Here is a 12,177-nt window from a genome sequence, read left to right on the forward strand (position 1 = left end):
AGAGGAGCCACCAGGGCTCCTCTTTCACATGGGTTGTTGCCGTAAGGGTCAGACGCCGGCCTTGGCCAGGGCGGCGGAGACAATCTGCTGGGCTTCCTGCTGGATGAGGTCCAGGTGCGCCTCCCCCTTGAAACTCTCCATGTAGATCTTGTAGATGGACTCGGTACCGGAGGGGCGCGCCGCGAACCAGCCGTTCTCGGTCACCACTTTCAGGCCGCCGATGGCGGCATCGTTGCCCGGCGCCTTGGTCAGCTTGGCGAGGATGGGCTCGCCAGCCAGGGTGGAGGCTTCCACCAGGGCCGGATCCAGCTTGGAGAGCACCGCCTTCTGGGCGCTGTTGGCCGGGGCATCGATGCGGCGGTAGCTGGAGCGGCCGAATCTGGCTTCGAGCGCATCGTAGTGGGCCTGGGGATCCTTGCCGGTCACCGCCAGGATCTCGGCCGCCAGCAGCGCCAGGATGAAGCCATCCTTGTCGGTGGTCCAGACGGTACCGTCCTTGCGCAGGAAGGAGGCACCCGCGCTCTCCTCGCCGCCAAAGCCGAACTCGCCGCTGTAGAGACCGTCCACGAACCACTTGAAGCCGACCGGCACCTCTTTGAGGGTGCGACCGATCTCGCCGGCCACCCGGTCGATCATGGAAGAGGAGACCAGCGTCTTGCCGACGGCCGCCCCCTTGGGCCAGCCGGTTCTGTGGGTGAACAGATACTGGATCGCCACCGCCAGATAGTGGTTCGGATTCATCAGGCCCGCCTTGGTGACGATGCCGTGACGGTCGTAGTCAGGGTCATTGCCAAGGGCGATGTCGAACTTGTCTTTCAGGGCAATCAGGCTCGCCATGGCGAACGGGCTGGAACAGTCCATCCGGATCTTGCCGTCTTTGTCCAGGGTCATGAAGGAGAAGGTCGGATCGACCTTGTAGTTCACCACCTCGATGTCCAGACCGTAGCGCCTGGCGATGACGTCCCAGTAGGCGACGCCGGAGCCACCCAGCGGATCCACGCCGATCTTGATGCCAGCCTGCTTGATGGCGGCCAGATCCAGCACGTTTTCGAGATCATCCACATAAGGGGTGACATAGTCGTGTTCCACCACGAACGGGCTCTTGAGGGCTTCGGCAAACGGCATCCGCTTCACGCCGGCCAGGCCCGCTTCCAGGATCGCGTTGGCGCGATCCTCCACCCACTTGGTGATCTCGCCTTCGGCAGGACCGCCGTGGGGCGGGTTGTATTTGAAGCCACCATCTTCCGGCGGGTTGTGGGACGGGGTGATCACCACGCCGTCCGCCTGGGCCACGGGTTTGCCTGCGTTGTGGCGCAGGATGGCATGGGAGATGACCGGGGTCGGCGTGAAGCCGAGGCCAGCCTGAATGCGGGTCTCGACACCGTTGGCCGCCAGCACTTCCACCGCGCTGGCAAAGGCGGATTCGGACAGGGCATGGGTATCCATGCCGACGAACAGCGGCCCCGTGATACCGGCCTGCTGGCGGTACTCCACCAGCGCCTGGGTCACCGCCAGAATGTGGGATTCGGTGAAGGCGCTGTGCAGGGCGCTGCCGCGGTGACCGGAGGTGCCGAAGGCGACCCGCTGCTCAGGGCGGCTCATGTCCGGCTTGTTGAGGTAGTAGGCGCTGACCAGACGGGGAATGTTGGTCAGATCGCAAAGACGAGCCGGCTGACCGGCGTGGGAATGCTGTGCCATGGCGTTTTCCTTGAGCTGAGCCTTGCCCGGCAAGGCCTGAAGTCATTGATGGGTTAAACGGCGCCGCACACCCGAGCCGTCAGATCCTCGTCATAACCCATGCTGTTCATGAGCTGGGCCACCATGTTCTGCTTGCGGCTGGTATTGGTATTGGTGATCACCCAGAACGGGGTCTCCGGTACCGGCTTGGGCTTGGTGGTGCTGCCACTGGCACGCAGCGCTTCCGGGTCACGGGAGAAGTAGACGCGCTTGCGCCCTTTTATCTCGGTCGCCTGGGTGAAGCCTTCCGGGTTGTCCCGATAGAGGGTGCTCAATACCAGCATGAAGCGGTTGATGGACTTCTCTTCTTTCTGAAGCTCGCCGGAGTCCAGCAACGCCTCCAGCCCCAGGGCATCTGCCACGGGTTGCGGTTGCATCGCAGGCGCGGCCGCCACGGTTGCCGTGCCGGCCTGGGCGGGTTGCTCCAGCAGGCGACGCAGGATATCGGACGCACTCTCGCCGATGTGCCGGGTCTGGCTCGCGATAAAGAAGTAGAGATCGTCATCAAGCTCGATGGTTTTCATAGGGATGCGCTGGACTCGTCGAAATTCGGATGCGGCGATTATACATAGGCAGACCCGGCAGCCCAAGCAAGGGGCGGACAGATGTGCATGAATCTCCTTGAGAATACGGCATAATGACGGGCCAAGTGTGTGATCCCCCGCACTGATAGCCGATCCCGGGGCGATATTTTTGAAAAAAAACCACAAAAAAATCCCCCACCAGGAATGAAATCCTTTTCTTTCAGTGTGTTAAAAATTATGGCGATAGAGCCCACGACCGATAAGGTGTCATTTTGCAACAATACCCACGATTGAACTTCAAGGATCAGGGCGAAGGCCCGACTGTCGTGCTGATCCATGGCCTCTTTGGCAGCCTGGACAACCTCGGCCTGCTGGCGCGCCCCCTCTGCGAACAATACCGGGTCATCAGCGTCGATCTGCGCAATCACGGCGCCTCCTTTCACTCGGACGAGATGAGCTACCCGGCCCAGGCGGCGGACATCCTGGCCCTGCTGGACCATCTTGGACTTGAGCAGGTGGCCCTGGTGGGCCACTCCATGGGGGGCAAGGTCGCCATGCAGGTCGCCAAGCAGGCCCCTCACAGGGTCAGCAAGCTGGTGGTGGCGGACATCGCCCCGGTGGCCTATCCCCACGCCCGCCACAAGAACGTGTTTGCCGGGCTCAATGCCACGCTGGCCACGCCCCCCCAGAGCCGCAGCGAGGCGGAAGCCATGCTGGCCGAGCACATCGAGATCGCCGGGGTGCGCCAGTTCCTGCTCAAATCCTTCGCCAAAGGGGAGTCTGGATGGGGGTGGCGTTTCAACGTGCCGGCCCTTGAGCGCAACTACGCCAACATCATGGGCTGGCCCGACGATGAACGCCGCTTCGAAGGCGCGACACTCTTCATCAAGGGGGGCGACTCCGACTATATGCTGCCCGAATACACCGGGGCCGCGATGGCCCAGTTCCCGGCCGCCAGGGCCCGCGTCATCGCCGGCACCGGCCACTGGTTGCACGCGGAAAAGCCGGTTTTGTTCAACAAACTGGTTGTGGATTTCCTGTCGACAGGCGGTTAACAGTTTCAAATCCTTTGTGATATAGTGCGCCCGTCTTAAGGAGTGCGCGCAATCCATGCTGAGTGAACACATCGATCTCATCGAGAGTCTGGGCCTGAAACTGTTCTTCGTGGCCATCTTCCTGCTGATTGGTCTGGCCATTCAGGACGTGCTCAAACGGGGCAATGTGCCCCGCTTCGGCCGCTTCATCGTCTGGCTGGTGTTGTTTCTGGGTTGCGCGGGTTTTGTCGCCAAGGGGCTGATCGAAATGGGCTGGGAAGGCTCAGGGATCGGCTAACTACTTTTCATCTGTGATGTATGGCCAAACAGCAAACTGATCGAACAACACTGGATCTGTTCGCAACTGAGAAGCGCCCCGGCAGGCCAAAGACCAATCCACTCCCCCGCGAGACCCAGCTCAAGATCAACAAGCGCAACCAGCTCAAGCGCGATCGTGAGAACGGGCTGAAACGGGTCGAGTTAAAGGTGGAAGCCGAGTTGCTGGAGCGCCTGAACCAACTTGCGCTGCAACAGAACGTCAGCCGAGCCGAGCTGATCCAATCTATCCTGAAGCAACAGATCGAGTCTGCTCATGCAGCAGGCATCGCAATCTGAACCGTCAAGCATCAACACCAGATACGGGTAACGAAACACTATGGCTAGTGTAGGTCTGTTTTTCGGCAGCGATACCGGTAATACCGAAGCTGTCGCCAAGATGATCCAGAAAGAACTGGGCAAACAACTGATTGAAGTCCGTGACATTGCCAAGAGCAGCAAGGCCGATATCGACAGCTTCGATCTGCTGATGTTCGGCATCCCGACTTGGTACTACGGCGAAGCCCAGGCCGATTGGGACGACTTCTTCCCCGAACTCGAAGAGATCGACTTCAACAACAAGCTGGTGGCCATCTTCGGATGCGGCGATCAGGAAGACTATGCCGAGTACTTCCTCGACGCCATGGGCACCCTGCGTGACATCGTCGAAGCCAAGGGCGCCATCATCATCGGCCACTGGCCGACCGCCAGCTACGAGTTCGAAGCCTCCAAGGCGCTCGTGGATGACAAACACTTCGTGGGCCTGGGCATCGACGAAGATCGCCAACCCGAACTGACAGCCGAGCGTGTCAAGGGCTGGTGCAAACAGCTGCACGAAGAGATGTGCCTGGGCGAGCTGGAGTGATCTGATCTCCCTCCCTCTTCATGCAACAAGGGCCCCGACGGGGCCCTTGTTGCATCTGCAGCAGGCATTCAGCCACCCCTGTGCTGGGGCTTGGATCTGACATAGAGGGTGCGCTTCACCTGGGCCACCAGCTCGCCCTGACCATCCTGCACCTGCACCTCGAACTCGGGAAAGTGCTTCTCTCCCCCCTCGGTCGCCGCCACGATCGATGCCAGCTTGGCGTCGCTCAGGGTGAACTCCGCCACCAGTTTGCCCTTGCCCGGCTTGATGAAATTGATGCTGCCCGCCTTGTCCCACACGTAGTAGCGGTTCTTGAAATAGCCCATCAGCATCAACGGGTAGATGGGATCCGTCATGGCGAACATGCTGCCGCCGAACTGGGTCCGGTTGGCATTCTTGTTCCACCAGCGGGACTTGAGCGTCACCCGGCAGAAGCGGAAATCGGGGCTCAGGGTTTCTATCTTGATGCCTGCGCCCCAGAAGGGGGGCCAGGCGTTGAGGGCGCAGCGCACCCAGGCGGCATTGCCGAAAAGCCAATCCATGGATCTCATCCGACCAGACTATAAAGAAGTCACATAGTATCAACATTCTCTGGTCGAGCAAGCGGGCCTGAATATTCCCATGACGGGCTTGATGATCTAAAGCCCTTGAATTGCTGGGTTTATTTTTAACCGTCATTCCGCACCTGATTTTGCTATTTTCAGTGCTTGACGGCGATCGGCCGTTCTGATCTATTACTCTCTTTTGCAGGTAGATCATCATGGCCGCACCCGCTATCTCGATCCGTAACCTCGATCACCTTGGTTTGGTCGCCGCACTCTGCCAGGAACTGGGCATTGCCCGCATGATCGATGCCTTGCTCCCCAAAACCCCGCCTTTCAAGGTCTCACATGGTGAAGCCTTGGTCGCCATGATAGTGAACGGCCTCGGCTTTCACAGCAGCACCCTGCACATGTTCCCGCAATTCTTTGCTAACAAGCCGGTTGAGCGCCTGATTGGCCCCGGGATCTGTGCTGATGACCTCAATGATGATGTGCTCGGTCGCTGTCTCGATGCCCTCTTTGAGGCCGATGTCAGCGCCTTGTATCAGGTGATGGCGGCGCAAGTTGTCGAGCGGCTGGGGCTCAAAAGCACCGCAGTGCACCTCGATATTACCAGCTTCCACGTCGATGGCGCCTATGACTGTGCCGATGGGGATCTGGTCGGTAAGCTGCAACTGGTGCGTGGTTATAGTCGTGATCACCGGCCAGAGCTGAATCAAGTGATCCTTGAGCTCATCTGTGAAAATCAGGCTGGCCTACCTGTCTATATGCAGGCCCTGAGCGGCAATAGTAATGACACCAAAGCCTTTGCCCAGACCGTTCGTCGCCATTTGAGCAGTCTCAAGGCCGCGCAGGAGTGCCGTTATCTGGTCGGCGATGCCGCACTGTACTGCGCCGATACCTTGCAATTACTGGCGCAACAGCAGCAACTATTTGTGACCCGGGTGCCCGTCACTCTCAATGAGGCAAAGCAGGCCGTGGCAACCATAGGTGCACAACCGCTGACCGCTCTGGGCAATGGCTATCATGGCCGTTGGCAACACGCGAATTATGCCGGGGTCGCGCAACGTTGGTTGCTGGTGCGCAGCGAACAAGCCAGCCACCGCGAGCAGCAGACATTGGCCAAAAACCTGCTCAAAGACAGTACCCGCGAGCTCAAAGCCTTCGCCAAATTGTGTGCCCGACGCTTTGCTTGTGAGGCGGATGCCCAAGCTGAGTTGAGCTGTTTTACCGCCAGCTTGATGCTGCTGCAACTGGATGCCGAAGTGGTAGGTGAACCCGTTTATACAGGACGTGGCAGACCCAAGCGTGGCGAAGAGCCAATTGGCCATCAGTTTCAAATCACTGGGTTGGCGGCAACTAGCCTGGCTTGCGTTGAAGAGGCCCGCAACCAGACCGGGGTGTTCATCCTGGCGACCAATGACCACAGCGATACGCTGACCATGGCCGAACTGTTGGCCACCTATAAAGCGCAGCAGAATGTCGAACGGGGCTTTCGTTTTCTCAAGAGCCCGGAGTTTTTAACCTCCTCACTGTACCTGAAAAAGCCGGAGCGGATTGAAGCGTTGCTCATGGTGATGACCTGTAGCCTGATGATTTACGCAGCGTTGGAGCACCGGATCCGGCAGGGATTAGTGGAGCAGAATCGCAGTGTGGCGGATATGAAAAAGAAACCGACCCAGCAGCCGACGGCCCGTTGGATCTTTTTGCGCTTTGGTGGCATCCATGAATATCGACTGGGAGAAGCTCCGCCACAAGTAACGGAGCTAACAGGAGACCAGCAGATCATTTTGGAGGTATTGGGTGAGCGCTATCGGCAAATTTATTCCTAAATCAGGTGCGGAATGTCGGTTTTAACTTGGCTACGACCTATAATGACAGGCCAAGCGAGTTCGTGGTTGCCATTACAGCGGCAGTCAATCAGAATAACCACACCTTCGAGAATGCGAATAAATAGAAATGGCAGACAACAACCAAGCGTTAAAAAAGGCCGGGCTCAAGATCACCTTGCCCCGTGTCAAGATCCTGGAAATCCTGCAACAGCCGGACTGCCAGCACACCAGTGCGGAAGATCTGTACAAACGGCTGATCGATCAGGGCGAGGAGATTGGTCTCGCTACCGTTTATCGCGTTCTCAACCAGTTTGATGATGCCGGTATCGTCACCCGTCACCATTTCGAAGGGGGCAAGTCGGTGTTCGAGCTCGCCACCCAGGAGCACCACGACCACCTGGTCTGCCTCGACTGCGGCAAGGTGATCGAGTTCTCCGACGAGGTGATCGAACAGCGCCAGCGCGACATCGCCAAGGCGCACAACATCCGCCTGACCAACCACAGCCTTTACCTGTATGGCCACTGCGCCAACGGTGACTGCAAGCACGACGATTGATTCGGCCGGGTCGGCGCAATAAAAAAGCCAGCATGATGCTGGCTTTTTTGTGTCCGCAATCCGGACCAGAAGCGGCAGGGTCTCCCCTGCCCTCTTCTATCAGGCCTCGGCCTTGCCCCAGACGTCACGCAGGGCCACGGTGCGGTTGAACACCAGGTGCTCGGCGCTGGAGAGCTTGTTGTCGGCGCAGAAGTAACCTTCACGCTCGAACTGGTAGGCAAACTCCGGCTTGGCATCCTTCAGGGAAGCCTCCACCCGGGCCCCTTCGATGATCACCAGGGATTCCGGATTCAGGGCCGCTTCGAAGTCATCCTCGGCGCCCGGGTTCGGCACCTTGAACAGACGGTCATAGAGACGCACTTCGGCCGGCAGGGAGTGAGTGGCGCTGACCCAGTGGATCACCCCTTTCACCTTGCGACCGTCCGCCGGATCCTTGCCCAGGGTCTCGGGGTCGTAAGAGCAGTAGATGCAGGTGACCTTGCCGTCCGCATCCTTCTCGACCCGCTCGGCCTTGATGACGTAGGCGTTGCGCAGGCGCACTTCCTTGCCCAGCACCAGCCGCTTGAACTGCTTGTTGGCTTCCTCTTTGAAGTCAGCCTCGTCGATGAAGATTTCGCGGGAGAAATGCAGCTCACGGGTCCCCATCTCCGGCTTGTTCGGGTGCGCTGGCGCCGTCAGCACCTCGTCCGCCGCCAGGTTCTCGATCACCACCTTCACCGGGTGCAGCACGGCCATGGCGCGCGGGGCGTTCTCGTTGAGATCGTCGCGGATGCAGGCTTCCAGCATGCTCATCTCAACGATGTTGTCCTGCTTGGTCACACCGATGCGCTTGCAGAACTCGCGGATGGAGGCCGGGGTGTAACCACGGCGGCGCAGACCGGAGACGGTCAGCATGCGCGGATCGTCCCAGCCGTTCACGTGCCCCTCGGTCACCAGCAGGTTCAGCTTGCGCTTGGACATGACGGTGTATTCGAGGTTCAGACGGGAAAACTCGTACTGACGGGGGTGACAGTCGATGCTGATGTTGTCCAGCACCCAGTCATACAGGCGACGGTTGTCCTGGAACTCCAGGGTACACAGGGAGTGGGTGATCCCCTCAAGGGCGTCCGAGATGCAGTGGGTGAAGTCATACATCGGGTAGATGCACCACTCGTCACCGGTCTGGTGGTGGTGGGCAAACTTGATGCGATAGATGACGGGATCGCGCATCACCATGAAGGGGGATGCCATGTCGATCTTGGCGCGCAGGCAGGCGGAGCCTTCGGCCATCTCACCGTTTTTCATCTTGGCGAACAGGGCCAGGTTCTCTTCCACGCTGCGATCGCGGAACGGGCTGTTCTTGCCAGGAGCGGTCAGGGTGCCGCGGTATTCGCGCATCTGCTCCGGGGAGAGCTCGTCCACATAGGCCAGTCCCTTCTCGATGAGCTCGATGGCGTAGCCGTGCAGCTTGTGGAAATAGTCGGAGGAGTAGCAGATCTCGCCGCTCCACTGGAAGCCCAGCCACTGGACGTCCTGCTTGATGGACTCCACGAACTCGATGTCTTCCTTCGCCGGGTTGGTGTCATCGAAACGCAGGTTGCACTGACCCTGATAGTCGCGGGCGATGCCGAAGTTCAGGCAGATGGATTTGGCGTGGCCGATATGGAGATAACCGTTCGGCTCCGGCGGGAAACGGGTATGCACGCTGCTGTGCTTACCGCTGGCCAGATCTTCATCAATGATCTGACGAATAAAGTTAGTTGGGCTGTTCGCCTGACTCATGGCTCACCTCAAAAATGCGTCACTGGCGGACGTTGTGCCGGCTGGCACCCTCATACCCCCGCCGTCAAGCCGGGTATGATCCCTCATTACGCGCCCTGCCTCAACCTGAATTTGGCCAATTCGGGTCATTGGCGCACCAAAAACGGCGAAACGGGAGAAATTGCAGAGATCCTGGTCAAAAAAAGCCCCGCACGGGGCGGGGTCTCAAGTGATGAAAAACAGACAAAACACACACAACAAAGGTTCACACGCAGAGTCAACCTTTCCCAAACCCGATGGCCATCGATCTTGGGAAAGGCGGGTCTTGCGACCCACCTTGCGTTATGGATTGAAGGCTAGCTATCAGTTCAGCTCGGTGACGCGGCTGGTGCGCTTGCCATCGAAGCTGGTGGTACGCAGGTAGACCTTGCCATCCACGGTCGGCTTGGCGGCAGCGTCGTAGGCGCTCCAGCTCTTGCCATCCAGGCTGTACTGGATGGGCAGACCCGGCAGATCCACGTTCGCTTCCAGCACACCGTTCACCACCTTGGCACCCGGTACGGAGAGGCGATATTCCACCCCGGCCTGGTCCAGTTTGGGCAGCACGCGCTGACCCAGCACGTTGGCAAACTGGTTCCACTCCTTGTTCAGGGTGGCCTTGTTCACGTGCTTGGTGGTGCCGGAGAACTCGCGACCCTTCACGTAATCGAGCTCGAAGCCGCCCTTGTGCCAGGCGCGCTCGGCCACGGAGAAGATGCGCGGATAGACCATGTATTCGTACTGGGCATCGGTGCGCACGGTTTCACTCCATTGCTGACCGGAGATCCCCTTGAACTTGACCGGATCCTGGTCACCCTTGGCCACGAAGGCGTTGCCGTCGCGGTCAACCGAGGCCTCGGCGTTCTGCGGCAGGTTTTCCGGGGCGAAGGCGAACACCTTGCGGGTGTCGTTGAAGCGGGTTGCCCAGTAGTAGCCGCGCTCGGCCGGGTGTACCTCGTTCGGGAAGTCGAAGTAGAGGTAATCCGGGTTGGAGAGCACCACGTCATAGCCCTTGTGCGCCCACTTCATCGCCTCGTTGAAACCACCCCAGTAGAGGGTTTCCCAGAAGTTGACCCGGGTCTTGTCGGTGGCGAATACGCTGGCATCCGTGGCGTACTTCAGGCCATCTTCCCACGCCTGCAGGGTGGAGAAGCCGTGGCCCTTGACCATCTCGCTCACTTCCTTGGCAAAGTAGACCGGCAGCTCGGCCACGTCCTTGATCTTGCCATCGTCGATCATCTTCTGGCACATGGGGGACTTGCCGAACGGCTTGTCCTGCTTGCTGGAGTCGACGTTGCCCTTCCAGGCCACCAGATCTTCTTTCTTGGTGACGGCCGGATCCTGGTAACCACCGCCCTGCATGATGTTCTTCGCCTCGTCACCACCGTAGTGCCAGGCGGTCAGCGGCTGGCCGGCGGCCTGGTGCATCTGGGCCACTTCGTCCATCACCTTGGCCACGAAGGTGGCGGCACCCGGCTGGCAGGGGTTGATGAAGGACATCTTGTCGTAGAACTGCACCGAGGTGACGTTGGAGGTATCAGCCGGGTCAGTCAGACGGAACTGGTTGGCCTCGGCTTCTTTGCCCTCGCTCATCAGACGCTTGTAGCGCGCCTCCATGGAGACCACGGCGGCACGGGCGTGGGCCGGCATGTTGATCTCGGGGATCACGGTCACACCGCGGGCCTTGGCATAGCGTACCAGGTCGATGTAGTCCGCCTTGCTGTAGAAACCGGAGCCCTGGTTGTCGCTGGTGGGGCCGGAGCCAAGCTGCGGCATCAGGCACTTGGTTTCGGACTCGTCATGGCAACGCTGGCTGCCGACGTCGGTCAGCTCCGGCAGGCCCGGGATCTCCAGACGCCAGCCTTCATCATTGGTTAGCCCCAGGTGCAGCACGTTGAGCTTCATGGCGGACATCTGATCCACCAGCTTCTTCATGGTCTCGGGGCTTCGGAAGTGACGGGCCACGTCGGTCTGCATGCCGCGGTATTCAAAGCGCGGCGCATCCTCGACGCTCATCTGGCTCACCAGCTTGTCGTCAACCCCCAGCAGAGAGATCAGGGACTGGGCGCCCCAGAAGGCGCCGTCAACGTCGTGCCCCTGAATGACGGTGCCCTTCTTGCCGATGGTCATGTCGTAGCCTTCGGCCTGCTTGAGCTTGCTGCCGAGCTTGATGGTGACCGGGTAGCCGGTGTCGGAGAGGGTAACACCCAGCTTGGTCAGTTGCGCCTTCAGGGCCTCGGCGCGATCGCTTGGCAGGTCAAGGGCATTGAGCTTGATGGTGGAGAAGTCGACTTGCGGGCCGGCCTTGACCACCTGCTTCATCGGGCTCGGCAGGATGCGGTCGTCAATCTTGCCGGCAGGCAGCAGGGTGCTGGTCTGGTTCGCGGCGAAACGGGTCTCGCTGTTCATCAGGATGTTGTTGTCATCCTTGGTGCGCTTCCAGCCATCGGCCGGCATCGGCTTCTCGTAGGTGCTGGCATCGTCGATGTTGCTCATGCTGGCCAGCACTTTCGGCTCGGCCCCTTCACTGGCGACATACCAGTTCGGCATGATGTCAGATTCAAACAATACCCAGTATTCCACCACCAGGGGCACCTCGACCGTGGCGTCCTTGGCAAAGCCCTGGAACTTCTCGGTCGGCGTCAAACGATAGAGGTCGCCGGTCAGGTGGGTGATGGTGAACTGGTCGTTGTCCACCCGCTGGATGCGGCGGATGGAGGAGACATAGATGCTCCAGTCCTTGGAGGTGACGTCGGCACCGGTATTGGTCAGGTGCAGCTTGGCAACGCCGCAGCTCGCCCACTCGGAGCCCAGCGCCTGGCAGTCAAGACCGGCGCCGGCACCGTCATTGGTGACGACTTCGTACTTGACGACGAGGTTGCTGGCGAGGGCGTCGACCACCGCTTGCCTGGCAGCATCGGCTGCAAGTGCGGGACCGGCGAAAACGGTAGACATGGCAATGGCTAACAGAGAATGTTTCAAGTTCATAACTG

Annotated in this window: 11 protein-coding genes; 6 read left to right on the top strand and 5 right to left on the bottom strand. The window is 59.7% G+C overall.

Annotated elements, in window-relative coordinates; translation table 11 throughout:
- Window positions 1–48 precede the first annotated feature (48 nt).
- Together pgm and seqA are read right to left on the bottom strand one after the other, a co-directional pair.
- Window positions 49–1,698, bottom strand: coding sequence for a phosphoglucomutase (alpha-D-glucose-1,6-bisphosphate-dependent) (gene pgm / locus ACPW74_RS12685; protein WP_010674109.1), 1,650 nt, complete (start codon window positions 1,696–1,698; stop codon window positions 49–51).
- A 53-nt stretch (window positions 1,699–1,751) separates the two neighbouring features.
- Complete coding sequence (seqA, locus tag ACPW74_RS12690; protein WP_042017344.1) at window positions 1,752–2,261, bottom strand: replication initiation negative regulator SeqA; 510 nt, start codon at window positions 2,259–2,261, stop codon at window positions 1,752–1,754.
- 290 nt (window positions 2,262–2,551) lie between these two features.
- Between seqA and ACPW74_RS12695 the strand changes: the two genes are divergently transcribed.
- Genes ACPW74_RS12695 through fldA form a run of 4 tightly spaced genes read left to right on the top strand, consistent with a single transcriptional unit; the run spans window position 2,552 to window position 4,475 of the window.
- Window positions 2,552–3,316, top strand: a complete 765-nt coding sequence (locus tag ACPW74_RS12695) for an alpha/beta fold hydrolase (protein WP_113977976.1) — start codon at window positions 2,552–2,554, stop codon at window positions 3,314–3,316.
- A 55-nt stretch (window positions 3,317–3,371) separates the two neighbouring features.
- Window positions 3,372–3,593 carry a DUF2788 domain-containing protein gene (locus tag ACPW74_RS12700; RefSeq protein ID WP_010674106.1) on the top strand — a complete coding sequence of 74 codons (222 nt, stop codon included), beginning with the start codon at window positions 3,372–3,374 and terminating at the stop codon, window positions 3,591–3,593.
- A 20-nt stretch (window positions 3,594–3,613) separates the two neighbouring features.
- The gene (gene ybfE / locus ACPW74_RS12705; protein WP_005325670.1) at window positions 3,614–3,910 is read left to right on the top strand and encodes a LexA regulated protein; all 297 of its coding nucleotides are present in this window, start codon (window positions 3,614–3,616) and stop codon (window positions 3,908–3,910) included.
- Between the two features lie 40 nt (window positions 3,911–3,950).
- Entirely contained in the window at window positions 3,951–4,475 is a 525-nt protein-coding gene (fldA, locus tag ACPW74_RS12710) for a flavodoxin FldA (RefSeq protein ID WP_010674104.1), read from the top strand.
- Window positions 4,476–4,543: 68 nt separating this feature from the next.
- On the opposite strand, the gene ACPW74_RS12715 is transcribed toward fldA, so the two are convergent.
- A complete protein-coding gene (locus tag ACPW74_RS12715) occupies window positions 4,544–5,017 on the bottom strand; it encodes a DUF4442 domain-containing protein (RefSeq protein ID WP_010674103.1) in 474 nt (157 codons plus the stop codon).
- A 218-nt stretch (window positions 5,018–5,235) separates the two neighbouring features.
- Between ACPW74_RS12715 and ACPW74_RS12720 the strand changes: the two genes are divergently transcribed.
- Both ACPW74_RS12720 and fur read left to right on the top strand, forming a co-directional pair.
- A complete protein-coding gene (locus ACPW74_RS12720; RefSeq protein ID WP_010674210.1) occupies window positions 5,236–6,849 on the top strand; it encodes an IS1634-like element ISAs25 family transposase in 1,614 nt (537 codons plus the stop codon).
- Window positions 6,850–6,976: 127 nt separating this feature from the next.
- Window positions 6,977–7,405, top strand: a complete 429-nt coding sequence (fur, locus tag ACPW74_RS12725; protein WP_010674102.1) for a ferric iron uptake transcriptional regulator — start codon at window positions 6,977–6,979, stop codon at window positions 7,403–7,405.
- Between the two features lie 99 nt (window positions 7,406–7,504).
- On the opposite strand, the gene glnS is transcribed toward fur, so the two are convergent.
- Together glnS and ACPW74_RS12735 are read right to left on the bottom strand one after the other, a co-directional pair.
- The gene (gene glnS, locus ACPW74_RS12730) at window positions 7,505–9,166 is read right to left on the bottom strand and encodes a glutamine--tRNA ligase (RefSeq protein WP_041215537.1); all 1,662 of its coding nucleotides are present in this window, start codon (window positions 9,164–9,166) and stop codon (window positions 7,505–7,507) included.
- Between the two features lie 342 nt (window positions 9,167–9,508).
- Complete coding sequence (locus tag ACPW74_RS12735; protein ID WP_223924473.1) at window positions 9,509–12,172, bottom strand: beta-N-acetylhexosaminidase; 2,664 nt, start codon at window positions 12,170–12,172, stop codon at window positions 9,509–9,511.
- Between the last annotated feature and the right edge of the window lie 5 nt (window positions 12,173–12,177).

It is taken from the genome of Aeromonas sp. INTO2 (assembly GCF_049860605.1).
In the GTDB taxonomy this organism is placed as follows: domain Bacteria; phylum Pseudomonadota; class Gammaproteobacteria; order Enterobacterales; family Aeromonadaceae; genus Aeromonas; species Aeromonas caviae.

Bases quoted from the DNA above. Each gene is read 5' to 3' on its own strand.
- pgm (WP_010674109.1), bottom strand. From the start codon at position 1,698: ATGGCACAGCATTCCCACGCCGGTCAGCCGGCTCGTCTTTGCGATCTG.
- seqA (WP_042017344.1), bottom strand. From the start codon at position 2,261: ATGAAAACCATCGAGCTTGATGACGATCTCTACTTCTTTATCGCGAGC.
- ACPW74_RS12700 (WP_010674106.1), top strand. From the start codon at position 3,372: ATGCTGAGTGAACACATCGATCTCATCGAGAGTCTGGGCCTGAAACTG.
- ybfE (WP_005325670.1), top strand. From the start codon at position 3,614: ATGGCCAAACAGCAAACTGATCGAACAACACTGGATCTGTTCGCAACT.
- fldA (WP_010674104.1), top strand. From the start codon at position 3,951: ATGGCTAGTGTAGGTCTGTTTTTCGGCAGCGATACCGGTAATACCGAA.
- ACPW74_RS12715 (WP_010674103.1), bottom strand. From the start codon at position 5,017: ATGGATTGGCTTTTCGGCAATGCCGCCTGGGTGCGCTGCGCCCTCAAC.
- ACPW74_RS12720 (WP_010674210.1), top strand. From the start codon at position 5,236: ATGGCCGCACCCGCTATCTCGATCCGTAACCTCGATCACCTTGGTTTG.
- fur (WP_010674102.1), top strand. From the start codon at position 6,977: ATGGCAGACAACAACCAAGCGTTAAAAAAGGCCGGGCTCAAGATCACC.
- glnS (WP_041215537.1), bottom strand. From the start codon at position 9,166: ATGAGTCAGGCGAACAGCCCAACTAACTTTATTCGTCAGATCATTGAT.
- ACPW74_RS12735 (WP_223924473.1), bottom strand. From the start codon at position 12,172: ATGAACTTGAAACATTCTCTGTTAGCCATTGCCATGTCTACCGTTTTC.